Below are 24,804 nucleotides of genomic sequence, written 5' to 3' on the forward strand. Positions count from 1 at the left end.
GGGTCAGAGCCCTTTCCTGCCGGAAAGGGATCCGACCCCGTGGCATCAGCCTGCCGAAACGGTATGCGCCGCTTCGCGGGTGGCAGAGAAGCGCACGTCCGGCGAGCGTTCCTGGGCCAGCTGCAGGTTGACCCGGGTCGGCGCCAGGTAGACCAGGTGCCCGGCGGCATCCAGCGCCAGGTTCAGCGCGTTCTTCTCGCGGAACTCTTCCAGCTTCTTCTCGTTGCTGCAGTGGACCCAGCGCGCAGTGGTCACGCTCACCGGCTCGAAGGTGGCTTCCACGCCGTACTCGTCCTTCAGGCGGTAGGCGGCCACGTCGAACTGCAGCACGCCGACGGCACCCAGGATCAGGTCGTTGCTGGTGAGCGGGCGGAAGAACTGGGTCGCGCCTTCCTCGGACAGCTGGGCCAGGCCCTTCTGCAGCTGCTTGAGCTTGAGCGGATCGCGCAGGCGGGCGCGGCGGAACAGTTCCGGGGCGAAGTTGGGGATCCCGGTGAAGGTGACCGCTTCGCCTTCGGTGAAGGTATCGCCAATGGAGATGGTGCCGTGGTTGTGGATGCCGATCACATCGCCCGGCCACGCCTCGGCGGCGATCTCACGGTCGCTGGCCATGAAGGTCAGCGCGTTGGCCAGCTTCATTTCCTTGCCGGTACGCACGTGGAAGGTCTTCATGCCGGCGCTGAAGCGGCCCGAGCAGACCCGCATGAAGGCCACGCGGTCGCGGTGCTGCGGGTCCATGTTGGCCTGGATCTTGAACACGAAGCCGGTCAGCTTGTTTTCTTCCGGGGCGATCTCGCGGCCGGTGGTGGAGCGCGCCTGCGGTGCGGGTGCGTGTTCGACGAAGAAGTCCAGCAGCGGCTGCACGCCGAAGTTGTTGACGCCCGAGCCGAAGAACACCGGCGTCTGCTTGCCCTCGCGGTAGGCCTGCAGGTCGAACGGGTGGCTGGCGCCCTGCACCAGTTCCAGCTCGTCGCGCAGGTCGGCCAGCATCTGTGCACCGATCTTCTCGGCCAGGCCGGGAGCATCGATGGACGGGAAAATGGTCGAGTCCTGGCGGGTGAAGTTGCGGCCCGGTTCGTACAGGTGCACTTCGCCGGTCAGCAGGTGGACCACGCCCTTCAGGCGCTGGCCCATGCCGATCGGCCAGGTGACCGGCGCGCACTGGATGCCGAGCACGGTTTCCACTTCATCCAGCAGCTCGATCGGGTCCTTGCCCTCGCGGTCGAGCTTGTTGATGAAGGTCATGATCGGGGTGTCGCGCAGGCGGCACACTTCCATCAGCTTGATGGTGCGCTCTTCCACGCCCTTGGCCACGTCGATCACCATCAGCGCCGAGTCCACCGCGGTCAGCACGCGGTAGGTGTCTTCGCCGAAGTCGGCGTGGCCGGGGGTGTCGAGCAGGTTGACGATCTTGCCTTCATACGGGAACTGCATCACCGAGGAGGTGACGGAGATGCCGCGCTCCTTTTCCAGCGCCATCCAGTCGGAGGTGGCGTGGCGGGCAGCCTTGCGGCCCTTGACCGAACCGGCCATCTGGATCGCGCCCCCGAACAGCAGCAGCTTTTCGGTCAGCGTGGTCTTTCCGGCGTCAGGGTGGGAAATGATGGCGAAGGTGCGGCGACGCGACGCTTCGTTGGCGACTTCGGACATGGCAGTGGCGCCCGCCCGGGGCGCTTTTCAAAGAGATAAGCGCCCGATTATACCGGCCGGGGGCGGTCAGCGCCCGGTACCGCCTTCGGCCTCGCCCTGGCGGGCGAACTGCAGCTGGCCCTGCTCGGCGAAGATGCGCACCGGCACCGAGCGCAGGCCCATGCCGCGATTGACCTGCACCACGAAGTGCAGGTGCGGGGCACTGCTGTAGCCGCTGTTGCCAGACAGGCCGATCGGCTGTCCGGCCCCTATCGCCTGGCCACGACGCACGCGCATGCCGCCGGCCTGCAGGTGGCCGTACAGTGCCATGCTGCCGTCGCTGTGCAGCACGCGGATGAAGTTGGCGCGGGCACCATCGCGTTCGCGGTCCTGGCCGTTGCCACGGAAGCCATCCTGGATCTGCATCACCGTACCCTCGCGCGCGGCCAGCACCAGGGTGCCCTCCGGCAGTGCGAAGTCGACCGCGTCGCGGTTCTCCTCGTCGTCATGGCTGAATCGTCCCTGCGGCGCCTGGTCCACGCGCAGGCGCGCCGCATCGAATGGCAGGCGGTAGGCGACATCTTCGGCCTGTGCGGCCGGGTTGCCCGGCACCGACTGCAGGCGCAGATCCAGCATGCGGCCATCGATCGGGGCGGGCAGGTGGCCGACTACCAGGCTGCTGTCGCCCTGGATCAGCGACTCGACCGGGAGGCCTTCGACCGGGTGCCCGGGGGCGGCGCGCAGCTGGATCTGCAGCGGCCCTGCCAGCCCGTTGTCGATCCGGGCCTGCCATTGCGTACCGACCGGCTGCAGGCGCAATTGGGCCATGGGGGCGGCGCCCTCGGCACTGCCTGCGCGGGTGGCCGGGGCGGAAGGGGGAGCCAGTCCCCAGCCCTGGCGCCAGTCGCCGGCGTGTGCGGTCGCGCTCGCCAGCAGAGGCAGCAGCAGGCAGGACAGGGGCAGGCGCGACATCGGCGTTTCCAGCGGAATGGACCGCCCGGACTGTACCCGATCCTGAACAGGGCGACCGCGACGGCCTTCGCATAGCTGTCCCAAGAATATTCATCGCTTTATCCGCATGAAGGGATTGACAGTGCCGGAAAGGGCTGGCATCGTGGCCCCACCATCGAGACCGGCAGAGGGACAGGCCCTTTGAAGCCGGGGCAGCCCGCAGGCGCGCAAGCGTCTGCGTAGGTGCCAAATCCTGCGGGGACCGTGGCGTCCACCGAAAGATGGTTCGAACCATGCACCACACGTGCATCTCGAACGCGGGCCCCGCGAAGGCTCGATGGCCGATTCCCCAACCGGATCCCGCCATGAGCTTCGCCGCCAGTACCGCCATTCGCCCCGAACCCTTTGTCCCCGTCAGCGTGCCGGTCGAAGACCGCGTGCATGCCGAGCGCGGTGAGTTCGCGGCGGTGCTGTCGATGCGCCACGCCGGCCCCAGCCCTGTGCGCCTGCGCTATGAGTGGGTCGGTCCGGCCAATGCACCGGTGGTGGTGCTGGCCGGCGGCATTTCCGCCCATCGCCACGTGGCGTCCAACACGCAGTTCCGCGAGAAGGGCTGGGCCGAAGACCTGGTGGGCAGCGGCCGCGCGCTGGATCCGCAGCAGCTGCGCGTGCTGGCCTTCGACTTCATCGGCGCCGACGGTGCACTGGATGTGCCGATCGATACCGCCGACCAGGCCGATGCCTTGGCGCTGCTGCTGGACCATCTCGGCATCCGCACGCTGAAGGCCTTCGTTGGCTATTCGTATGGCGCGCTGGTCGGCCAGCAGTTCGCGATCCGTCATCGTGCCCGCGTGCGCCAGCTGGTGCTGGCCAGCGGTGCGCACCGACCGCATCCGTATGCCGCCGCCTGGCGCGCATTGCAGCGCCGCGCGGTCGCGCTGGGCCAGCTGCAGTGCGGCGAAGACCACGGCCTGGCCCTGGCCCGGCAGTTCGCCATGCTCAGCTACCGCACCCCGGAAGAGTTCGGCGAGCGCTTTGATGCTGCGCCGGAGGTCATCAATGGCCGCGTGCGCGTGGCTGCCGAAGACTATCTCGACGCGGCCGGTGCGCAGTACGTCGCGCGCACGCCAGTGACCGCTTACCTGCGCCTGTCGGAATCAATCGACCTGCACCGCGTCGATCCCACCGCGATCCTGCCGCCGACCGTGGTGGTGGCCGTGGAGGGCGACCGCCTGGTGCCGCTGGCCGACCTGGTCGGCCTGGTCGAAGGGCTGGGCCCGCGCGGCAGCCTGCGCGTGCTGCGCTCGCCCTATGGCCACGATGCCTTCCTCAAAGAAACCGATCGCATCGATGCGATCCTCGCCACCGCCTTCCGCACTTCTGGAGAGTCCGCATGAGCCTGCACGCCAACGAGCCGTCCTGTAGTCGTACCACTGCCGCCGTCCGTGCCGGCATCGATCGGGACACCGCGCATGGCGCGGTCACGCCGCCGATCGTGCTGTCGTCGAACTTCAGTTTTGAAGGCTTCGGCAACAAGCGCCAGTACGATTACACGCGCAGTGGCAACCCGACCCGCGACCTGCTGGGTGAAGCGCTGGCCGAACTGGAAGGCGGCGCCGGCGGCGTCATCACCGCGACCGGCATGGGCGCGATCAACCTGGTGCTGAACGCGCTGCTGCAGCCGGGCGACACCCTGGTGGTGCCGCACGATGCCTACGGCGGCAGCTGGCGGCTGTTCAACGCGTTGGCAAAGAAGGGGCACTTCGAACTGGTCACCGCCGACCTGACCGATCCGCGAGCGCTGGCGCAGGCGCTGGCCACGCAGCCAAAGCTGGTGCTGGTGGAAACCCCGTCCAACCCGCTGCTGCGCATCACCGACCTGCGCTTCGTCATCGATGCCGCGCACAAGGCCGGTGCCCTCGTGGTGGTCGACAACACCTTCCTGTCACCGGCGCTGCAGCAGCCGCTGTCGTTTGGTGCGGACCTGGTGCTGCATTCCACCACCAAGTACATCAATGGCCACAGCGATGTGGTGGGTGGGGCGGTGGTCGCGCGCGATCCGGCGCTGCACGAGCAGCTGGTGTGGTGGGGCAACGCGCTGGGCCTGACCGGTTCGCCGTTCGATGCCTTCCTGACCCTGCGCGGCCTGCGCACGCTGGATGCGCGCCTGCGCGTGCACCAGGAAAACACGGCGTCGATCGTTGCCCTGCTGGACCAGCATCCGGCGGTCGGCGCGGTGTACTACCCGGGCCTGGCCGATCACCCGGGCCACGCCATCGCCGCGCGCCAGCAGAATGGCTTCGGCGCGATGCTGTCATTCGAACTGGCGCACTGCGCCGGTGATGATCCGCATGCGGCGGTGCGTGCATTTGTGGACGGGCTACGCTGTTTCACCCTGGCCGAATCGCTGGGCGGCGTCGAAAGCCTGATCGCACATCCGGCCACGATGACTCATGCGGCGATGACCGCCGAAGCGCGTGCAGCCGCCGGCATCAGCGAAGGGCTGCTGCGCCTGTCGGTCGGCATCGAGGCCGAGCGTGACCTGCTGGCCGATCTCGGCGCCGCGCTGCAGCGCGCCGAAGCGGTGATTGATGCGGCTGCGCGCCGCAAACAGGTGGTGGATGCATGAGCGCGCTCGCCGCAGAAATTCCTGCTCTGGGCGTGGGACGCCTGGCGCTGCTCGGTACGGGCACGGTCGGTTCGGCCTTCGTACAGCGCTACCAGGCGCTGCAGGCGCGCGGGTTGGAACTGCCCAGCGTGCAATGGCTGGCCAACTCGCGCACCGCGCTGGAGATCGATCGCGACCTGGCGCTGCCCTTGGAACTGGCACGTCGAGCCCCCCGCGACTGCCACAGTTCGCCACCATGGGCGAGCGCCGAAGGGCTGGAGCGTGGCGACGTGGTGGTCGATGCCACGGCCAGTGAAGACGTGGCCGCCCGTCACGTGCAATGGCTGGCGCGCGGCGTGCATGTGGTGACCGCCAACAAGCTGGGCCGGGGCGCGCAGCTCGCCCGCGCGCAGGCCATTGCCGAAAGCTGTGCCGACAGTGGCGCGCGTTATGGCGACAGTGCCACCGTTGGTGCCGGGCTGCCGCTGTTGAGCAGCCTGCGCGCGCTGGTGGCCGGTGGCGATCACATCCATGCCATCGAGGGCGTGCTGTCCGGCTCGCTGGCGTGGCTGTTCCATCGCTATGACGGCCAGTCGCCGTTCTCGGCGGCGGTGCGCGAGGCGCTGGCGGCCGGTTATACCGAGCCAGACCCGCGCCTGGACCTGTCCGGCGAGGACGTGCGCCGCAAGCTGCTGATCCTGGCGCGCAGCAGCGGGCTGGCGCTGGATGCGTCGCAGGTACAGGTGGATTCACTGGTGCCCGAAGCGCTGGCAGCGTTGCCGCTGGAGGATGCCGTGGCTGCCTTGGAGCAGCTGGATGCGCCGCTGCAGGCGCGTTGGCAGCAGGCACGTGACAACGGCCGCGTGCTGCGTTTCGTTGGCCGTGTTGACAGCGAAGGTGCGCAGGTGGGCCTGCGCGAACTGCCGGCCGATCATCCGTTGGCGCAGGGTGCCGGCACCGACAACCGCGTGGCCATCCACAGCGATCGCTACCGCCGCCAACCCTTGTTGATCCAGGGACCGGGTGCCGGCGCGGAAGTCACTGCGGCCGCGTTGCTGGATGACGTGCTGCGGATCGTGGGTTGATCGCATTGTTCCTGTAGCGCCGAGCCCACGCTCGGCTGCTCCTGACAGAACCCCGGTCCTGCCGCATGAGCCGAGCGTGGGCTCGGCTCTACAGAGGGCACGCCTGCCGGTCAGCGGGACTTCAGGGCCTTCAACAACGCGCTGTTGAACTGCTTGGGGTCCTGCACCTGCGGCGAATGGCCCAGTTCGGCGAACTCGACCAGCGTCGCGCCGGGAATCGCTGCGGCCGCTGCTTTGCCCAGCACCGGATAATTGCCCAGCGTCGCCTTCACCGCAGGCGGCGCCAGGTCGCGCCCGATCGCGGTGCGGTCCTTCTGGCCGATGAACAGCGTGGTCGGCACCTGCACGTGCTTCAGTTCGTAGACCACCGGCTGGTTGAACACCATGTCCGAGGCCAGCGCCTGGCTCCATGCAACGGCCTGCTTGCCCGGGCCTTCGTACATGCCCGACTGCATCCGCGCCCACGGTTCGTAGGCCGGTTTCCATTTGCCGTCGTAGTACACCTCCAGCTGGTAGCGGCGGATGCTGTCATAGCTGATGTTCATTTCGCCGGCGTACCACGCGTCGACGCTGCGCCAGGGGACGCCCAGCGCCTTCCAGTCCTCCAGCCCGATCGGATTGACCAGCGACAGGCTGCGCAGGTCCTGCGGGAACATCAGCGCGTAGCGCACCGCCAGCATGCCGCCCATCGAATGACCGACCAGGTGCACCGGGACGTCACCCAGTTGCAGCTGTTGCAGCAGGGCATGGGTGTTGGCGGCCAGCTGCGCGAACGAATACTGGTAACGCTCGGGCTTGCTGGATTTGCAGAAGCCCACCTGGTCCGGGGCGATCACCCGATAGCCGGCGGCGACCAGTGGCTTGATCGATTCCTTCCAGGTGGCGGCACAGAAGTTCTTGCCGTGCAGCAGCACCACCACGCCGATGGGTGCCTTCTTCGGCGCGATGTCCAGGTAGGCCATCTCCAGCGGCTGCCGCTGCGATTCCAGCGCGAAGGTCTTCACCGGATAGCCGTAGTCGAAACCCTCCAGCCGAGGCCCGTAGGTGGGGGCGGCCAGGGCGGCCAGCGGAAGGCAGGCAAGCAGGGCGGCAGCGATCACGCGCATGGGGCAATCCGGGGTGGGGAAGCCCCGAGCCTAACCGGAACGCGGTGACGGTGTCGCCCGTACGGGCAAGGGTGACCGGGTAGAGTCGACTGTTGGTCGACTGCTCTTCCCTCAGGCCGCGGAAATCCCGCGCTGCGCGCGATGGTCGACTGACAGTCGACTCTACCTGTGGCCCGTCGCCATCGCGCCGGAGCCGGTCGCCCTCAGCACTCGATGACGTTCACCGCCAAGCCACCGCGGCTGGTTTCCTTGTACTTGTCCTGCATGTCGCGGCCGGTATCGCGCATGGTCTTGATGACCTTGTCCAGCGACACCTTGTGCTTGCCGTCGCCACGCATCGCCATGCGCGAGGCATTGATCGCCTTCACCGCGCCCATTGCATTGCGCTCGATGCAGGGAATCTGCACCAGGCCGCCGATCGGGTCGCAGGTCAGGCCCAGGTTGTGTTCCATGCCGATTTCCGCGGCGTTCTCGATCTGGCTCGGGTTGCCCCCCAGCGCCGCGACCAGGCCACCGGCCGCCATCGAGCAGGCCACGCCCACTTCGCCCTGGCAGCCCACTTCGGCACCGGAAATCGAAGCGTTTTCCTTGTACAGGATGCCGATCGCCGCCGAGGTCAGCAGGAAATCGAACACGCGCTGTTCGTTGGCGCCGGGGCAGAAGCGGTCGAAGTAATGCAGCACCGCCGGCAGTACGCCGGCCGCACCGTTGGTCGGTGCGGTCACCACGCGGCCACCGGCAGCGTTCTCTTCGTTCACTGCCAGTGCGTACAGGTTGACCCAGTCCAGCGTCGTCAGCGGATCGCGCATCGCCGCTTCCGGCTTCGACGACAGCTCGCGGTACAGCGCCGGTGCACGACGGCCGACCTTCAGGCCACCCGGCAGCACGCCCTCCTCGCGGATGCCGCGGGTGACGCACGACTGCATCGCGCTCCAGATCTCGCGCAGCTGGGCGCGGATCTCGTCTTCGCTGCGCCAGCACTTTTCGTTCTCGAACATCAGCTGGGCGATGCTCAGGCCGCTGCGCGCGGTCTGTGCCAGCAGCTCGTCGCCGCTCTTGAACGGGTAGGGCAGCGGGGTTTCATCGGGCACGATGCGGTCATCGGCCGCGTCGTCCTGGTTGACCACGAAGCCACCACCGACCGAGTAGTAATCGCGGGTCGCGATCACTTCGTCGTCGGCGTTGTACGCGGTGAAGCGCATGCCGTTGGTGTGGTAGGGCAGCTTCTGGCGCTTGTTCATGCCGAGATCGCGCTTCTCGTCGAAGGCGATCTCGTGCTGGCCCATCAGCTGGATGCGCTTGCTGCTGCGGATGCGCTCCAGGGTGGCCGGAATGATGTCCGGGTCGATCAGGTTAGGCCGTTGGCCTTCCAGGCCCAGCAGGATCGCCTTGTCGGTGCCATGGCCGCGGCCGGTCAAGGCCAGCGAGCCGTAGACATCGGCGCGGATGCGCGCGACCTCGTGCAGGCGGCCCGGGTCGAGCAGCCAGCGATGGATGAATCGCTCGGCGGCCTTCATCGGTCCGACGGTGTGCGAGGAGCTCGGGCCAATGCCGATCTTGAAAACGTCGAACGTGCTGACAGCCATGGATGCCAAACTGCGGGTACCGGACAAGCGGCTATTCTAGCGGCTTGCCGGGCCATCCGATGGCTGCGGCGCAGCATTTCCGCCACGGGAGCCTGACTGGTGCTGACCCTGATCCAGCGTGACGATTGCCACCTGTGCGACCTGGCCCTGGCCGAGCTGGCCAAGGCGCGGGCGCCGGAGTTCGAATCGGTGTTCCTGGATGACCAGCCGGCGCTGGAAGCGCGCTATGGCACGCGGGTGCCGGTGCTGCGCGACGAGCGCGGCGAGCGCGAGCTGGACTGGCCGTTCGATGCGGCCACGGTGCAGGCCTGGTTGGCCGTCGATCAGTAGTGCCGGCCGCTGGCCGGCAACCCCTCTGTTCCCGGTGATGCCGGCCAGCGGCCGGCACTACCGGATGCGTTGCGATGCCCGGTGATGCCGGCCGCGGGCACGGCATCACCGGATGGGTCTTATTTCGCGTCGAACTTCACGATCGTGCTGATCGCGGTGTCGTCCGGAATGGTCTTGGTATCGGCCCAGTCACCGCCGCCGACGCCGAAGTCCAGGCGCTTGACCGTGGCCTTGCCGGTCAGCACCGGCTGGGTGCCCGGCTTCCAGGTGAAGGTCAGGGTGACCGGCTTGCTGACGCCGCGCAGTTCCAGGGTGCCATCGGCGGCGAACTGGTCGTTGCCCACGGCGCGGAAGCCCTTGGCGGTGTAACGCGCGGTGGCGAACTTGCCGACATTGAAGAAGTCGGCGCCCTGCAGGGTCGAGTCACGGTCGCTGTTGCCGCTCCTGGCGCCTGCCAGCGGAATCACCACATCCAGCGAACCGGCGGCCGGGTTGGCCGGGTCGAAGCTGAGCTTGGTGGCGAAGCCCGGGAAGCTGCCGGTGAACACTTCGCCGTCGTACTTGCTGGCGAACACCAGGATCGAGCCGGCACCGGGGGCCTGCGCATACTCCGCAGCGAGCGCCGGGGCGGTGGCCAGCATGCCGGCCAGGGCGGCGGCCACGGCGGCCGGAGTGGTCAGTTTCAGGTTCATCGGTCAGTCCTTCTGAGGGGAGGCGAGCCAGCCGCGCGGCAACATGCGGGACAGCGTTGCATCGCGCTGGAACAGGTGGTGGTAGAAGGCAGCGCCGGCATGGGCCAGCACCACCGCGATCAACAGCCAGAAGCCGTATTCGTGGAGGGCATGGGACACCGCGACGACCTGCGGGTCGGGGCCGCTCAGCTTGGGCACGTCGACCAGGCCGAACCAACGGAACGGGCGCAGGCCACTGGCCGAATCGTACAGCCAGCCCGACAGCGGAATGGCAAACATCAGCACGTACAGCAGCACGTGGGTGGCACTGGCGATGCGTTCCTGCCAGCTGGGCACGCCCGGCACCGGCTTCGGCGCACCGGCATACAGGCGCCAGCCGAGACGGAACAGCACCAGCGCCAGCACGGTGATGCCGATCGACTTGTGCGCGGTGTAGACCCAGAAGTACTTGGGCGTCTTGGGCAGTTCGCCCATGATCAGGCCGACCACGCCCAGGGCGAGGATCAGCAGTGCGATCAACCAGTGCAGGAGCTGGCTGACACTTCCCCACGCGGCGGGGGTGTTCTTGGCGGTCATGAAGGGTCCTTGGGGGCCGTCGTGTGGTCGGAGTGTGGAACGGGAGCGGGAGTTCCCGGGGCGTCGCTGCGGTCGAGGGTGGCTTCGGCCTCGATCCGCACCTGTACCGCATCACCGATGACCCCCGGCCAGGCGGTGATGCCGAACGCGCGCCGGCTCAGCGTCGTGCTGGCGGAAAACCCGGCGGTGCGTCGGAATGGAGGGAGCGGGTAGCGCTTGAGCGCGTTGAGGGTCACGTCCAGGGTGACTTCCTGGCTGACCCCGCGAAGGGTCAGCGTGCCGATCACATGCGCACGCTTGGCGTCGATCGGTTCGACCCGGCTGGAGACGAAGCGTGCGCTGGGGAATCGCTCGCCATCGAGCAGGCTGCGGGCCAGCGTGGCCTGGTTCCACTTGGCGTCGCCAAGGTCCAGACGCGACACCGGAATGTCCACTTCCAGGGTGGCGTCGCGCCAGTTGTCGGGATCGAACAGCACGCGGCCCTCGCTGCCGGACACGGTGCCCATGGCCTGCGAGTAGCCCGCGTGATCGATGGAGAACAGCACCCGCGTGTGCACCGGATCGAGGCGATAGGTGTCGGCGGCCGCCCAGGCAGGGGCGGTGGCGAGCAGCATCGGCAGCAGGGCCAGGCAGGGACGCATCGATGGCGGGCTCCGGAAGGTGACGCTGTGATCATACGCACAGCCCCCTGCCAACGTTGCGTGCATGGCTGCAACAGTTCGTGGTGGTGCCGCCGCTGGAAACAGCCTGTTGCAGCCATGAACCCGGCCCTGTGTGACAATCGGCCCAGGACAGGGGGTTCAGGATGACGAGCGGCTGGCGCCGGTGGTGCCGTGGCATCGCAGGTATGGGACTGCTGCTGATGGCGATGGCCACGGCGGCTGCGACCCTGGACATGGCAGAAACACCGCGCCTGCGCCGCTTCGGTGCCGCCGAAGGCTTGCCGTCACGCATGGTGGTGGCGCTGGCCGAGGATCGCCAGGGCCACATCTGGGCCGCCACCGATGGTGGACTCGCCCGTTATGACGGCAACAGCCTGCGGGTCTGGGAGCACGATCCGGAACAGCCGGGCTCGCTGCCCGGCAACGAGATCGAGACCCTGCTGATCGATCCGCTGGACCGGGTCTGGGTGGGCATCAACGGCAAGGGCGTGGCCCGCCTGGATGCCGACCGCGAGCGCTTCCGGACCTTCGACACGGTCAATTCCACCTGCCAGGGGCAGTTCTGGGCGCTGGCCTATGTCGACGACGCCTTGTGGATCGGGACCAACAACCATGGCGTCTGCCGGCTTGGCGAGGACGGCAGCGTGCGCCTCTACACCCATGACCCGGCGCAGCCGGGGGGCCTGCCCAGCAACAGCATCTTCACCAGCCTGGTCGATGCGCAGGGCCGCCTGTGGCTGGGCACCGAAGCGGGCGTGGCGCGTTGGAACGGCAGCGGATTCGAGCCGGTGGCCGCGCGGGAACTGGGCACGCTGAGCGTGCTCCGGTTGAGCCGGGATGCGGAGGGTTCGATCTGGGTCGGCAGCCAGAACGATGGCCTGTACCGCATCGATGGGCAGGACCGGGTCAGTCGTCCGCGATGGGCCGACAGCGCCCAGCTGCGCTCGGCCCTGGTCCTGGCCGATCGCCAGGGGGGCTACTGGGCTGGCACCTCCGATGGCCTCTTGCGGGGGGATGCGGCGGCGCTGCGCCGGCTGGAGGGCGACCGCGGCAGCGGCTTCCTGACCGCGCACAGCGGTGTGCTCGATCTGCTGCAGGACCACGAGGGCGGATTGTGGGTGGCGCTGCTGACCCAGGGCCTGGCCTATCTGCCACCGGACTGGCGGCGCTTCTCGATCTGGAACCAACTCGACGGCAAGCCGCTGGACAGCCAGTACCTGTTGAGCGCGGCCAGCGATGGGAAGAACTACTACGTCGGCTCGGCGCGAGGGGTGTACCAGCTCGATGCGCAGGGCACCCTGCGCCTGCTGGCCAGCGACCGGCAGCTCGGCAGCGGCGTGGTGTGGTCGGTGCTGCCGCGCCCGGATGGGCGCCTGTGGCTGGGACGCGGCGGCCGCATCACCGTCTACGATCCGGCTACCGGCGCGCTGCGCGATCTGCGGATCGATGGCAGTGCCGACCTGCGCCAGCGCATCGACCTGATGCGGCAGGCGCCTGATGGCACGGTGTGGGTGTCGGTGATGGGCCTGGACCTGCAGCAGCGCGATGCAGAGGGCCGGCTGCTGCACCGCTATCCGCTGGAGCATTTCCGCGGGACCGCCGATGCGCCGATCGAGCAGATCCGCTTCGACGCCCATGGCCGGCCCTGGGTGATGGGTGACATGGGCATCTGGCGCGAGCAGGCTGGACGCTTCGAGGCAGTACCGGGCGTTTCGCGCGGGCCCATCTACGACCTGGTGTGGATCGATCCGCAACAGTTGTGGCTGGCGCGCCAAGGCGCGTTCGAGCGCTACCAGTGGGATGGCCTGAGCCTGCGCCTGATCCAGCGCATCGACGGCAGTGCAGGCGTGCCGCCGGTCACCATGGGCGGGCTGGCGCTGGCCGGCAACGGCCAGCTGTGGGCGACGACGCCGCGCGGCCTGCTGCGTTGGGACCCGAAAACGCGGCGCCTGCAGCAGTTCAACGAGCGCGATGGACTGTCCGATGCGGAGTTCACCGGCCGGCCACCGGCAGTGAATGCAGATGGTCGCGTGCTGGCCGTCACCCAGACCGGGTTGGTTGCCTTCGATGTGAATGCCGACGACACGGTGCTGCCTTCTTCATCGCTGGTGATCGCCGAAGTGCGCGTACGCCGCGACGACGCGCGCGGCTGGCAACCGTTGCCGCTCACCGGCACCCTGTTGCTGGGACCGGATGACCGCGATCTGCAGATCGATGCGCGGCTGCTGTCCTATGCCAGCCCGCAGGGCAACCGTTACCGCTTCCGCGTGCAGGGCTATGACCAGGACTGGGTGGAGCAGGGGGGCGATGGCCAGCGCACCCTGTCGCGGCTGCCGACCGGCAGCTACGTCATCGAGGTGCAGGCAGCGACCGCCCGGGGCGCGTGGACGCCTTCGCAGCAGTTGCAGGTGAAGGTGCTGCCGCCGTGGTGGCGCAGCGGCATGGCGATCTTCGGCTACATCCTGCTGGGGTCGCTGCTGCTGGTGGTCCTGGTCTGGTCGGTCCGCGCGCGGCTGCGCCGTCGCCAGCAATGGCAGCTGACGGTGCACAAGCAGCAGCTGGCCGAGCAGGCCTCGCAGGCCAAGAGCCGTTTCCTGGCCACGCTGGGCCACGAAGTACGCACGCCGATGACCGGCGTGCTGGGCATGAGCGAACTGCTGCTGGCGACTCCGCTGGATCCGGTGCAGCGTGGCTACGCGGGGTCGATCCAGCAGGCCGGCAGCCATCTGCTGCGGCTGGTCAACGATGCGCTGGACCTGGCCCGCATCGAAGCCGGGCGGCTTGAGCTGGATCTGCGTCCGTTCGACCTGGAGGAACTGCTCGACCAGGTGCAGGGCCTGATGCAGCCGATGGCGCAGCAGCGCCAGCTGGAATTCCGGCGCGGTGAAAACCCGGCAGGGCCGGTCAGTGTCAGCGGCGACGAGATGCGCGTGCGCCAGATCCTGCTGAACCTGCTCGGCAACGCCATCAAGTTCACCGAGCGCGGCCACGTCGGCCTGGCCGTGCGCCTGGAAGAGAAGGGCGGCCTGTGTTTCGAAGTGCATGACAGTGGCCCGGGCATCAATGCCGAGCAGCAGCAGCGCCTGTTCCATCGTTTTGAACAGGCCGACGGTCCGCGCACCGCGTCGCGCTACGGCGGCAGTGGCCTGGGACTGGCAATCTGCCAGGAACTGGCGGTGGCGATGGGGGGGCGTATCGAAGTGGACAGCCAGCCTGGCAAGGGTGCGCGGTTCCGCGTGCGCCTGCCCCTGCCCTGGACGCGCCAGGCCGCCAGCACCGCGGGCGAGGTGGCGGCCCTGCCGGAACTGCCGCCGCTGCGCATCCTGCTGGTCGAGGACGACGCCACGGTGGCCGAGGTCATCGCCGGCCTGCTGCGGGTGCGCGGGCATGAGGTGGTCCACGTGCTGCATGGCCTGGGTGCGCTGTCGGAGATCGCCACCGATGGTTTCGACGTCGGCCTGCTCGATCTCGATCTGCCCGCGCTGGACGGTACGGCCATCGCCCGCCAGCTGCGCACCATGGGCTATGAACTGCCGCTGGTGGCAGTGACCGCCCGTTCCGATGCCTACGCCGAAACCCAGGTGCTGGCCGCCGGCTTCGATGGCTTCCTGCGCAAGCCGGTGACCGGCGACCTGCTGGTGGCGGCCATCGCCCAGGCGCGTGCGAAACGGCAGGCGACTGCGTGACTGTGCCGGCGCCGGGCGTGAACGGCGCGACTTTCGGTTTACCATGCCGACGCCCGCAGCGCGGGAATCATCAGGACCAGCGTGAGGAGGCAATCGGTGGTGTATCTGCGGGCGGCGATGCTGCTGCTGGTCCTCCTGTGCGGCGCGTTGCCCGCTGCGGCACAGCCGGTGCCTCCGAGCCCGCGGCAGGTGACGGTGTTCGATGGCCTGCCGTCCAATACCGTCAACCGCATGGCCGAGGACCGGTACGGCTACCTGTGGATCGCCACCAACGATGGCCTGGCCCGCTATGACGGCCGCACTTACCGCGTGTGGCGTTCCGAGGATGGACTGCGTGACAACCGCATCTGGACGGTGCTGGTCGATGCCCGCAACCAGTTGTGGATAGGCACCGAGAACGCTGGCCTGGTGCGCATGTCGGCCGACCGCCGGCAGCTGCACTTCTACGACCGCAGCAGCCAGCCGTTGATGGGCACCAACACGGTCTGGAGCCTGGCCAGCACGCCTGATGGCTCGATCTGGTTCGGTACCCACGAAGGCGGCCTGTACCGCCTGGACAGCCAGGACCGCCTGCAGCGCTTCCTGCCCGAGCCGAACAATCCGCGCAGCCTGCCTTCGTCGTCGGTGCCCTACCTGGCCACGCTGGCCGATGGCAGCCTGTGGATCGGCACCAAGCATGGCGTGGCACGCTGGACCGGGACCGACTTCGAGCGTGTCGGTACGGACATCATTCCCAGCCTGCTGATCAACGGGTTGACCGCCGAGCCCGATGGCAGCCTGTGGATCAGCACGATGGCCGGGGCCACCGTGCGCCGCCCGGATGGCCGCTTCGAGGCACCACCGTGGAAGCTGCCGCCAGGCGAGCAGGTGCTGGGCATGATGCTGCGCGACGAGCAGGGCGGGCATTGGCTGGATACGCGCACCGGGCTGGGACGTGCGGTCGACGGCCAGTACCAGACCGTGCCGCTGTACAGCGCGATCGCACGCGGTCCGGTGCGGCCGAACTGGACCGGTGCCTATGAGGACCGCGAAGGTGGCATCTGGCTGGCCAGCACCAATGCCGGGTTGTGGCACCTGCTGCCACGCTGGTGGCAGTTCTCGGTGCTGTCGCGGCTGGAGGACGACCCCAGCTCGCTGCGCAATGCGCTCGTGCTGGGCACCAGCCCGTCCAGCAATGGCGGTGTCTGGACCGTGGGCAGCCATGGCGCGCTGGACCGCTTCGATCCGAAGACCGGCAGGATCGAGCAGCACCGCACCTGGGTCAACGGCATGCACTGGCTGACCTCGGTGCGCGAGGACCGGCGTGGCCAGGTCTGGATCGGATCGACCGATGCACTGGTGCGCTACGACCCGCAACGGCGCGAACTGCGTCGTTGGGGCCGTGATGCCGGTACCGATGCGGCGATGGAAGGGGTCATCGAAGCGATGATGACCTGCGACGGCGACAGCCTCTGGTTGATGCTTCCCGCGGGCCTGCAGCAACGTGATCTCGACGGACGCCTGCGGCGCCAGCTGGACAATGGCCAGCGCGGCCTGCAGCAGGGCCAGCTCAACCTCGATGTGGAATGCGGTCCGCAGGACCATATCTGGCTGGCCAGCAGCCGTGGCCTGCTGCAGTGGCTGCCGGAAAGCGAACGCTTCCAGCCGGTGCCGGGTGCGCCGGCAACGGCCATCCATGCGTTGCATGTGGGCCGTGACGGCCAGGTCTGGTTGTCCGAGGACGGGCGCCTGTCGCGATACCGCTGGAGCCAGGGGCGGCTGGAACGGCAGGCGGTGGTCGGTGCCGAACAGGGCTATCCGGCGATCTCCGCCTCTGGCCTGGTGGTGGATGCGCAGGGCGTGGCCTGGGCGACCAGCGCACGCGGCCTGGTACGTGTCAGTGCCGATGGGCAGAGCGTGCGCCTGTACGGCGTGCACGACGGCCTGCCAAGCCAGGAATTCCGCGAGCACACCCTGATCGCAGCGGCCGATGGCCACCTGGTGGCCGGAACGGCAGCGGGCGCGGTGGTGTTCGACCCGGAGCAGGTACGGCCTTCGGTACGTCGCGCGCCACTGGTGATCGAGCGGGTGGAAGTGCGCCGCAACGAACAGGTGCTGGACATGACCCACGATGCGCCGTTGCAGATCGCCGATGGCGATCGCGACCTGCGCATCGTCGCGCGATTGCTGTCCTTCGCCGACTCGGCGTCCAATACCTACCGTTATCGCCTGGCCGGCTACGACCCGGATTGGGTTGAAGTCGGTCCGGCGGGTGAGCGCCTGTTCTCGCGCCTGGCGCCGGGCAGCTACCGGCTGGAGGTGCAGGCACGCTCGGCCGACCATGTGTGGTCGCGGGTGCAGAGCCTGGAGTTCCGCGTGCAGCCGCCGTGGTGGCGCAGCCTGTCCGGCCTGCTGGTACTGGCGTCGGTCGGGTTGCTGCTGACCAGCTGGTTCGCCTGGTTGTACCGACGCCGCCTGCAGCGGCGCCACGCCTACCAGCTGGCGCTGCACAAGCAGGAACTGGCCGAGCAGGCCTCGGCGGCCAAGACCCGCTTCCTGGCCAACCTTGGCCATGAGATCCGTACGCCGATGACCGGCGTGCTGGGCATGAGCGAGCTGCTGCTGGCTTCGCCACTGGACCCGCAGCAGCGCGGCTACACGCAGTCGATCCGGCATGCGGGCGAGCACCTGCTGCATCTGGTCAACGATGCGCTGGACCTGGCGCGGATCGAGTCCGGGCGCCTGGAGCTGCAGTCGCAGTCGTTTGCGTTGAATGGCCTGCTGCAGGATCTGGCGGCGCTGATGGGCCCGCTGGCTGCACAGAAGGGCCTGCGCTTCGTCCTGGACAACCAGCTGCCGCCGGGCCTGCAGGCGACCGGTGATGCCATGCGCGTGCGGCAGATCCTGCTGAACCTGCTGTCGAACGCAGTGAAATTCACCAGCCGCGGCACCATCACCCTGCATGCACGTTGCGATGGCGAGCTGCGCGCGCTGCATTTCGAGGTACGTGATACCGGCCCGGGCATCAGCCAGGAACAGCAGCAGCGCCTGTTCCGACGCTTCGAGCAGGCCGATGGTGCACGTACGGCAGCGCAGTACGGTGGCAGCGGCCTGGGCCTGGCGATCTGCCGCGAGCTGGCACAAGCGATGCAGGGGCGGATCCAGGTGGAGAGCCAGCTGGGCCGGGGCACCTGCTTCGGCGTCACCCTGCCGTTGCCACTGGTGGTGGACGGTGACGCCGAGGTGTCCGCCGAGGGGCATCGCGACGATGCGGCGAACATGCCACCGCTGCGGGTGCTGCTGGTCGAGGACGATGCCACCGTGGCCGATGTGGTGCGGGGGTTGTTGAGCGCACGCGGCCACGAGGTGGTGCATGCCGGCCATGCGCTGGCGGCGCTGCGCGAGATCAGTGCCGGCGATTTCGACGTCGGCCTGCTGGATCTGGACCTGCCCGGCCTGAGCGGCTTCGAACTGGCCCAGCACCTGCGTAACCAGGGCTACATGCTGCCGCTGCTGGCGGTGACCGCGCGGACTGATCCGGACCTTCAGCAGCAGGTGGAAGCGGCCGGCATCGGCGGCTTCCTGCGCAAGCCGGTGACCGGTGAACTGCTGGTGGAAGCGATCGCCAAGGCGATGGGCAGGTAGGGTTTATTGCAGGGCTTGCAGTCCTGCACCTGCAGAATCAATGTCAACGTCAAAAGCCCGCCTTCGACAGTTTTCCGCGATCTGTCGGAGCTCGGGGTCGGATCCCGTTGCTGCGCAACGGGCTCTGACCCCAATCTGGAATTCGATATCTGACAGATGTGTCGACCAAGGTCGACACCTACCAACAACCGCGCGTTCCAACAGTCGCCGTTATCCACAGCCGCGTGAACCTGTCAGAGGTGGGGCGGTGTGGGCTTGCAGGACCGTTGGCGCCATGGATGGCGCCATCGAGTCCCCATGGGTGAGGGCGCTTTGCTTGCGAAGCACTGCTTCGCAAGCGCCCGAACGCGCAGCCGCCGGCGGCTGGGCCGGACCGCGGAGCGGGATTTACGGCGTGTCCTGCAAGCCCGCACCGCCCCGCCAACCCGCGGAATGCTCGCTGTTGCTGTTGCTTCGGCTTCGGCCTCTGCAGGTGCAGGGCCGCAGGCCCTGCCGAACCCCCTTCACTCCGCGACGTGCTCGACCTGCCGCGGTTCGGGCTTGGTGTCGGGCAGCTGCCAGAAGATCATCGTCGAGGTCAGCGTGATCGCGCCCACGCACAGGAACGTGGCATGCAGCGCGGCGGTGGCGCTGTTGCTGTCCAGGTGGTTGCCGAACGCGGCCAGCAGGCTGCCGGCCGCAGCAGCACCAAAGCCGGCGGCCAGCATCATCACCATCGACAGCAGGCTGTTGCCGGAACTGGCGAACTCACGGTCCAGATCGCGCAGGGTCACGGTGTTCATAACGGTGAACTGCAGCGAATTGACCGCGCCGAAGAACGCCAGCTGCAGCAGGCGCCAGGCCAGGTGCTGGCCGGGTGTCATCAGGATGAAGCTGGCCATTGCCAGGCCGACCAGCACGGTGTTGACCATCAGCACGCGGCGGTAACCGAAGCGCTCGACCAGCCTCACCGCCAGCTGCTTGGAGACCATGCCGGCGGCCGCTACCGGCACCATCATCAGGCCGGCATGCATCGGGCCCAGGCCGAGGCCGACCTGCAGCAGCAGCGGGATCAGCATCGGCATCGCGCTGCTGCCGATGCGCGAGAACAGGTTGCCGAGAATGCCGATGCGGTAGCTGGGCACGCGGAACAGGGCCAGCGAGAACAACGGTGCGGTCGAGTTGGCGGCGTGCAGCCAGTAGCCCACCAGCGCGGCCAGGCCAGCCACGGTCATCAGCATCACCAGTGCGTGTGGCGTACCCAGGCCGGAGATGCCGTCCAGTGCCAGCGACAGCACCACCATCGCGAAGGCCAGCATGACGTAGCCGCGCAGGTCGAAGCGGGTGCGGTGGCTGGCGTAATGGTCGGGCATGATCTTCATCGCGGCGATGAAACCGATCACGCCGATCGGCAGGTTGATCAGGAACACCCAGTGCCATGAGGCGATCTCGACCAGCCAGCCGCCCAGCGTGGGGCCGATCAGCGGGCCGACCAGCGCGGGGATGGCGATGAAGCTCATCGCGCGCAGGAAATCCTCGCGGGGCACCGAGCGCATCACCGCCAGCCGGCCGACCGGCAGCAGCATCGCACCGCCGATGCCCTGCAGCACGCGCGCACCGACCAGCTGGTGCAGGTGCTGGGCCAGCGCGCAGGCCAGCGAGCCGAGGGTGAACAGGATGATCGCCACCAGGAAGGTGCGCCGGGTGCCATAGCGGTCGGCGATCCAGCCCGAGGCGGGAATGAAGGTGGCCACCGCCAGCGCATAGCTGAACACCACCGACTGCATCTGCAGCGGGCTCTCGCCCAGGCTGGCCGCCATCGCCGGCAACGCCGTGTTGACGATGGTCGAGTCCAGCATCTGCATGAAGATCGCCAGGGACACCAGCCACAGCAGGGGACGCTGGCGGTTGTAGGTCGATGGCGATGTGGACATGGGGTGCGGCCGGTGCAGCGTGGGGGCCGCCATGATCGCGCACTGCGGGTCACGGCGCGATCAAGGTCGCGCCGTACCTGCATGCGGAATGCTCAGCGTTGGCTGTGCGCGTGCACTGCGTCGACCAGCACCTGTACATGCGCCGGGTCCATGTCCGGCGACATGCCATGGCCGAGGTTGAACACATGGCCCTCGCGCGAGCCGCCGTTGCCGGCGGCATAGGTGTCGAGCACGCGCGCGGCGGCCGCGGCGATCGCATCCGGCGAGGCGTACAGCGTGGTCGGGTCGAGGTTGCCCTGCAGGGCAACGCGGCCACCGGTGCGGCGCATCGCCTCGTCCAGGTCCAGCGTCCAGTCCAGGCCCAGTGCATCGGCGCCGGTCTGCGACAGCGCTTCCAGGTGCAGGCCGGTGCCCTTGCCGAACAGGATCAGCGGCGTGCGCTCGCTGCCTTCGCCGCGCTCCAGCCCCTCGGCAATGCGCTGCAGGTAGCGCAGCGAGAACTCGCGGTACATCGCCGGCGACAGCACGCCACCCCAGGTGTCGAACACCTGCAGCGCCTGCGCACCGGCCGCGCGCTGCGCGCCGAGGTAGGCGATCACCGCCTCGGTGGTGACCTCCAGCAGGCGGTGCAGCGCCTGCGGATGGTTCAGCGCCATCGCCTTGATGCGCGCGAAATCCTTGCTGCCACCGCCTTCCACCATGTAGCAGGCCAGTGTCCACGGGCTGCCGGAGAAGCCGATCAGCGGCACCTGGCCGTCCAGCTCGCGGCGGATCAGCCGTACCGCATCCATCACGTAGCCCAGGTCCTGTTCCATGTCCGGCACCGCCAGCCGGGCGATGGCGGCTTCGTCACGCACCGGGTGCCGGAACTTCGGGCCTTCGCCTTCGACGAAGTACAGCTCCAGGCCCATCGCATCGGGAATGGTGAGGATGTCCGAGAACAGGATGGCCGCATCCAGCGGGAAGCGGCGCAGCGGCTGCAGGGTGACTTCGCAGGCAATCTCCGGGGTCTTGGCCATGGCCAGGAAGCTGCCGGCCTTGGCCCGGGTCGCGCGGTATTCCGGCAGGTAGCGGCCGGCCTGGCGCATCAGCCAGACGGGGGTGCAGTCCACCGGTTCGCGGCGCAGGGCGCGCAGCAGGCGATCGTTGCGGAGAGGGCTGGTCACGATGGGCATTCCTTGGACGGGAGGAGCAGCGGCGTCAGTCGCCGTGCGAAAGGATCTGGAAGCCGCGATGCAGTTCGGCATCACGGGCCTTCTCGAAGGCGTGGCGGGCGTCGTCGGCCTGCAGGAACAGCTCGCGCCGCAGCTGCGAGCGGCTGCCGACACGGCCGCTCTCGCGCAGCAGCTCCCAGCCGCCGAACAGGTCCGGCAGCAGGCTCAGGCGCAGGAAGCGCGGTGCCTGCGCGCCGGCATCGGGATGTTGCAGGTAGACGTGCATGGCGCCGATTGTATCGCCCCGGGGCGGCACGGACCTGTAGAGCCGAGCCCACGCTCGGCTGCGCTTCATGCCGCAGCACAATCCGTCAGCGCCGGGCCATGCCCGGCGAACGCGGAAAGGTCAGCCCGCGCCCAGCACCTTCAGCACCGCCGCCTCATCCACGTCCGGCACCACTTCGGCACGGCCCATCCCGCGCCACAACACCAGGCGCAGGCGGCCGGCCACGTTCTTCTTGTCCAGGCGCATGCGGCCGAGCAGGGCCTGCGGCTCCAGCCCGCCCGGGATCGCCACCGGCAGGCCGAGGCGTTCCAGCAGGGCCTGCAGGCGCGCGCGGTCGGCATCGTCGGCCAGGCCCAGGTCGGTGGACAGCTTCGCCGCCAGTACCATGCCCACCGCCACCGCCTCGCCGTGGTTCAGTGCATCGCGGCCCGGGGCCGAATAGCCCTGTTCGGTCTCGATGGCGTGGCCGAAGGTGTGGCCGAGGTTGAGCAGGGCACGCTCGCCCTTTTCGAACGGGTCGCGCTCGACAATGGCGGCCTTGTGCCGGCAGCTGCGCGCGATGGCCTCGGCCAGCACCGCGTCCTCGCCGGCCAGCAGCGCATCGGCATGCTGCTGCAGCCACTCGAAGAACACGGCATCACCCAGCGCGCCGTACTTCACCACTTCGGCCAGGCCGGCACGCAGCTCGCGTGGCGGCAGGGTGGCCAGCACGCGGGTATCGGCGATGACCGCACGCGGCGGATGGAAGGCACCGACCAGGTTCTTGCCGGCCGGAATGTCGACTGCGGTCTTGCCGCCCACCGACGAATCGACCATTGCCAGCAGGGTGGTCGGCAGCTGCACGCAGTCCACGCCGCGCATCCAGCAGGCGGCAGCGAAACCGGCGAGATCACCTACCACGCCGCCGCCGAGGGCGAAGACGCAGGCGTCGCGGGTGGCGCCGAGCGCGGCCAGCGCTTCGATCGCGCGGCCGAACTCGGCCAGCGTCTTGGAGGCTTCGCCCGCGGCCAGCACGTGCTCGCCGATGACCAGGTCGGGGCGAGCGGCCAGCAGCGTCTGCTTCACCGGCGCCAGATAGCGCGGGGCGACTTCACTGTCGCTGAGCAGCAGCACATGACGGCCGCGCACGTGCGAGGCCAGCGCGGTGCCATCGGCCTGGGCACCGGCGCCGATGGTGATGGAGTAGGGGCGGTCGCCGCCAACGGCGACCTGCAGCAGGGCGGGGGAGGTCATGCGGTCAGGTCCTGGCGCTGCCATTGCGTGGCCAGCTTGACCACCAGTTGGGCGGTCGCATCGGCAGCGGTATACGGGTCGGTGTCGAGGGTGAGGTCGGCCAGTTCGCGGTACAGCGGGTCGCGGTGTGCGGCCAGATCGTGCAGCACCTGCTCGCGGTCCGGGCGCTGCAGCAGCGGCCGGCCCTTGTCGCGGGCCAGGCGCTCGAGCTGTTCGGCCACGCTGACCCGCAGATAGACCACGAAGCCGCGCCGGGCGATCAGTGCACGATTGTCCGGATCCAGCACGGCGCCGCCACCGGTGGAGACCAGCTGGCCACGGCCTTCCAGTACCCGCGCAAGCGCCTGGCGTTCATGGCTGCGGAAGCCGGCTTCGCCGGAGTGCTCGAAGATGGTCGGAATGCTGGCGCCGGCGGCATCGACGATGGCCTGGTCGACATCGACGAAGTCCAGCGTGAAACGCTCGGCCAGGCGGCGGCCGATGCAGGTTTTGCCGGCGCCCATCGGGCCGATCAGGATCAGGTTCGGAGCAGGATTCATGCCTTCTGATGCTAACACCTCCGTGCCCTGGCCTTTACGTTCTTCACGTCAGGGTGGGCGTTCCTGCGGGGTCTCCCGCGCCAGACGGAGTACAGGCCATGACGGTCGCCAAGGTCATCGAAATCACTGCGTCCTCGCCGAAAAGCGTGGAAGACGCCGTGCGCAGCGGGCTGAAGAAGGTCTCCGAGACGGTCAAGGGCATCCAGGGCGCCTGGGTGAACGAGACCAAGGTGGTCACCAATGGCAGCGGCGAGATCACCGAATGGCGGGTCAACCTGCGGGTGACTTTCCTGGTGGAATAGGGGCGCGTTCAGCGCACGTCCTGCACCTGTCGCTGGCCGTCCAGCACTACCACGTGGTCGGCCAGGGCGGGCAGGGCGCTCAATGCCTGCCGGCTGACCCGCTCGTAGTACTGCACGAAGCGCTCCAGCTGTGGCCGGCTCATGCCGTGCCGGCCCGGCTGCGCGGCCTGCAGGTTCTGCTCCTGCTGCCAGCGCCAGCGTGGTACCACCGAGAAATCCGGCGGCTGCAGGAACCACAGGCGGTCGCAGCGCTGCCACAACGCCGGGTAGTCACGGGCCAGCGCCTGGTTGCACCAGCGCCGCCAGCGGCCATCGGCGTCGGCTTCGCGTTCCAGTGCGTTCAACGGGCTGTCCAGCGCGTCGTCATCCTGCGCGGGCGTGCCCAGGAACCAGCCTTCGAATACCAGCAGGTCCAGCGGTTGCTGCAGCTGCGGCCAGTGTGCTTCGGGCAGGCGCTCGTCGGCCAGCTTGTCGAAGCGCGGCATTGCGAAGGGCTGGCGTGCGGCCACGGCGTTCAATACCGCATGGGCCAGCGGCAGGTCGTGGGTGCCGGGCGGGCCGCGGGTGATCAGCAGTGGGTGCACCTGGCGGGCCAGCCGTTGGCGCTGTGCGCGGGTCAGGTAGACATCATCGATCGACAGCGTGGCTGCGTTCAGGCCGCGTGCCTGGGCACGGGCCACCACCTGCGCCGCCAGCGTCGATTTGCCGCTCCCCTGCAGGCCGCTGATCGCCAATACTGGAACCGCTGCGCCGCTGCCCAGCGCATCATCCAGCGCCTGTTCGGCCAATGTTTCGGGGAATCCTTTCACCTGGGGCATATACGCAGCAGCGGCCATGCAGCC

At 68.5% G+C, this 24,804-nt stretch carries 20 protein-coding genes and 1 riboswitch; of the genes, 7 read left to right on the forward strand and 13 right to left on the reverse strand.

What is annotated here, in order from left to right; all coding sequences use genetic code 11:
* Positions 1-45 precede the first annotated feature (45 nt).
* Both AC5P8R_RS15070 and AC5P8R_RS15075 read right to left on the reverse strand, forming a co-directional pair.
* Positions 46-1,650, reverse strand: coding sequence for a peptide chain release factor 3 (locus AC5P8R_RS15070; RefSeq protein WP_014648065.1), 1,605 nt, complete (start codon positions 1,648-1,650; stop codon positions 46-48).
* 66 nt (positions 1,651-1,716) lie between these two features.
* Positions 1,717-2,601 carry a M23 family metallopeptidase gene (locus AC5P8R_RS15075; protein WP_046432023.1) on the reverse strand — a complete coding sequence of 295 codons (885 nt, stop codon included), beginning with the start codon at positions 2,599-2,601 and terminating at the stop codon, positions 1,717-1,719.
* Between the two features lie 148 nt (positions 2,602-2,749).
* Positions 2,750-2,868: riboswitch (SAM riboswitch) on the forward strand.
* Between the two features lie 77 nt (positions 2,869-2,945).
* Between AC5P8R_RS15075 and metX the strand changes: the two genes are divergently transcribed.
* From metX to AC5P8R_RS15090, 3 genes are read left to right on the forward strand one after another with little or no spacing between them, the layout of a single operon-like run.
* Complete coding sequence (metX, locus tag AC5P8R_RS15080) at positions 2,946-3,977, forward strand: homoserine O-succinyltransferase MetX (protein WP_014648063.1); 1,032 nt, start codon at positions 2,946-2,948, stop codon at positions 3,975-3,977.
* Positions 3,974-5,209, forward strand: coding sequence for an O-succinylhomoserine (thiol)-lyase (locus AC5P8R_RS15085; RefSeq protein WP_046432019.1), 1,236 nt, complete (start codon positions 3,974-3,976; stop codon positions 5,207-5,209). Before metX ends, AC5P8R_RS15085 begins: the two co-directional genes overlap by 4 nt.
* Positions 5,206-6,273 carry a homoserine dehydrogenase family protein gene (locus AC5P8R_RS15090; RefSeq protein ID WP_495223591.1) on the forward strand — a complete coding sequence of 356 codons (1,068 nt, stop codon included), beginning with the start codon at positions 5,206-5,208 and terminating at the stop codon, positions 6,271-6,273. The genes AC5P8R_RS15085 and AC5P8R_RS15090 overlap by 4 nt, the downstream gene beginning before the upstream one ends.
* 110 nt (positions 6,274-6,383) lie before the next feature.
* On the opposite strand, the gene AC5P8R_RS15095 is transcribed toward AC5P8R_RS15090, so the two are convergent.
* A complete protein-coding gene (locus tag AC5P8R_RS15095) occupies positions 6,384-7,379 on the reverse strand; it encodes an alpha/beta fold hydrolase (RefSeq protein ID WP_014648060.1) in 996 nt (331 codons plus the stop codon).
* A gap of 203 nt (positions 7,380-7,582) precedes the next feature.
* Entirely contained in the window at positions 7,583-8,965 is a 1,383-nt protein-coding gene (locus AC5P8R_RS15100) for an L-serine ammonia-lyase (RefSeq protein WP_006464040.1), read from the reverse strand.
* A 99-nt stretch (positions 8,966-9,064) separates the two neighbouring features.
* On the opposite strand from AC5P8R_RS15100, the gene AC5P8R_RS15105 reads away from it, so the two are divergent.
* Positions 9,065-9,295: a glutaredoxin family protein gene (locus AC5P8R_RS15105; RefSeq protein WP_014648059.1), complete on the forward strand. Its 231-nt coding sequence runs from the start codon at positions 9,065-9,067 to the stop codon at positions 9,293-9,295.
* A 119-nt stretch (positions 9,296-9,414) separates the two neighbouring features.
* Here AC5P8R_RS15105 and AC5P8R_RS15110 read toward each other — a convergent pair whose 3' ends face one another.
* Genes AC5P8R_RS15110 through AC5P8R_RS15120 form a run of 3 tightly spaced genes read right to left on the reverse strand, consistent with a single transcriptional unit; the run spans position 9,415 to position 11,204 of the window.
* Complete coding sequence (locus AC5P8R_RS15110; protein ID WP_014648058.1) at positions 9,415-9,987, reverse strand: YceI family protein; 573 nt, start codon at positions 9,985-9,987, stop codon at positions 9,415-9,417.
* Positions 9,988-9,990: 3 nt separating this feature from the next.
* A complete protein-coding gene (locus AC5P8R_RS15115) occupies positions 9,991-10,563 on the reverse strand; it encodes a cytochrome b (RefSeq protein WP_014648057.1) in 573 nt (190 codons plus the stop codon).
* Positions 10,560-11,204, reverse strand: coding sequence for a YceI family protein (locus AC5P8R_RS15120; protein ID WP_014648056.1), 645 nt, complete (start codon positions 11,202-11,204; stop codon positions 10,560-10,562). Before AC5P8R_RS15120 ends, AC5P8R_RS15115 begins: the two co-directional genes overlap by 4 nt.
* Positions 11,205-11,368: 164 nt before the next feature.
* On the opposite strand from AC5P8R_RS15120, the gene AC5P8R_RS15125 reads away from it, so the two are divergent.
* Together AC5P8R_RS15125 and AC5P8R_RS15130 are read left to right on the forward strand one after the other, a co-directional pair.
* Positions 11,369-14,911, forward strand: coding sequence for a sensor histidine kinase (locus tag AC5P8R_RS15125; RefSeq protein WP_329858253.1), 3,543 nt, complete (start codon positions 11,369-11,371; stop codon positions 14,909-14,911).
* 96 nt (positions 14,912-15,007) lie between these two features.
* Positions 15,008-18,535 carry a hybrid sensor histidine kinase/response regulator gene (locus AC5P8R_RS15130; RefSeq protein ID WP_495223592.1) on the forward strand — a complete coding sequence of 1,176 codons (3,528 nt, stop codon included), beginning with the start codon at positions 15,008-15,010 and terminating at the stop codon, positions 18,533-18,535.
* 503 nt (positions 18,536-19,038) lie between these two features.
* On the opposite strand, the gene mdtD is transcribed toward AC5P8R_RS15130, so the two are convergent.
* From mdtD to AC5P8R_RS15155, 5 genes are all read right to left on the reverse strand, one after another.
* Positions 19,039-20,448 carry a multidrug transporter subunit MdtD gene (gene mdtD / locus AC5P8R_RS15135; RefSeq protein ID WP_014648053.1) on the reverse strand — a complete coding sequence of 470 codons (1,410 nt, stop codon included), beginning with the start codon at positions 20,446-20,448 and terminating at the stop codon, positions 19,039-19,041.
* Positions 20,449-20,540: 92 nt separating this feature from the next.
* Positions 20,541-21,623 carry a uroporphyrinogen decarboxylase gene (gene hemE / locus AC5P8R_RS15140; RefSeq protein ID WP_032957071.1) on the reverse strand — a complete coding sequence of 361 codons (1,083 nt, stop codon included), beginning with the start codon at positions 21,621-21,623 and terminating at the stop codon, positions 20,541-20,543.
* A 25-nt stretch (positions 21,624-21,648) separates the two neighbouring features.
* Positions 21,649-21,888 carry a WGR domain-containing protein gene (locus tag AC5P8R_RS15145; protein WP_014648051.1) on the reverse strand — a complete coding sequence of 80 codons (240 nt, stop codon included), beginning with the start codon at positions 21,886-21,888 and terminating at the stop codon, positions 21,649-21,651.
* A gap of 120 nt (positions 21,889-22,008) precedes the next feature.
* Positions 22,009-23,121 (reverse strand): 3-dehydroquinate synthase, encoded by a 1,113-nt coding sequence (gene aroB, locus AC5P8R_RS15150; protein ID WP_014648050.1) that lies wholly within the window; start codon positions 23,119-23,121, stop codon positions 22,009-22,011.
* Positions 23,118-23,660, reverse strand: a complete 543-nt coding sequence (locus AC5P8R_RS15155; protein WP_014648049.1) for a shikimate kinase — start codon at positions 23,658-23,660, stop codon at positions 23,118-23,120. The genes aroB and AC5P8R_RS15155 overlap by 4 nt, the downstream gene beginning before the upstream one ends.
* Before the next feature lie 98 nt (positions 23,661-23,758).
* Here AC5P8R_RS15155 and AC5P8R_RS15160 point away from each other — a divergent pair, with 98 nt between their 5' ends.
* Entirely contained in the window at positions 23,759-23,962 is a 204-nt protein-coding gene (locus tag AC5P8R_RS15160; protein WP_005410663.1) for a dodecin family protein, read from the forward strand.
* Positions 23,963-23,970: 8 nt separating this feature from the next.
* Here AC5P8R_RS15160 and AC5P8R_RS15165 read toward each other — a convergent pair whose 3' ends face one another.
* Positions 23,971-24,798 carry a kinase gene (locus AC5P8R_RS15165; protein ID WP_046432003.1) on the reverse strand — a complete coding sequence of 276 codons (828 nt, stop codon included), beginning with the start codon at positions 24,796-24,798 and terminating at the stop codon, positions 23,971-23,973.
* Positions 24,799-24,804: the final 6 nt, after the last annotated feature.

The organism is Stenotrophomonas sp. YJH_SMC_73 (genome assembly GCF_059370155.1).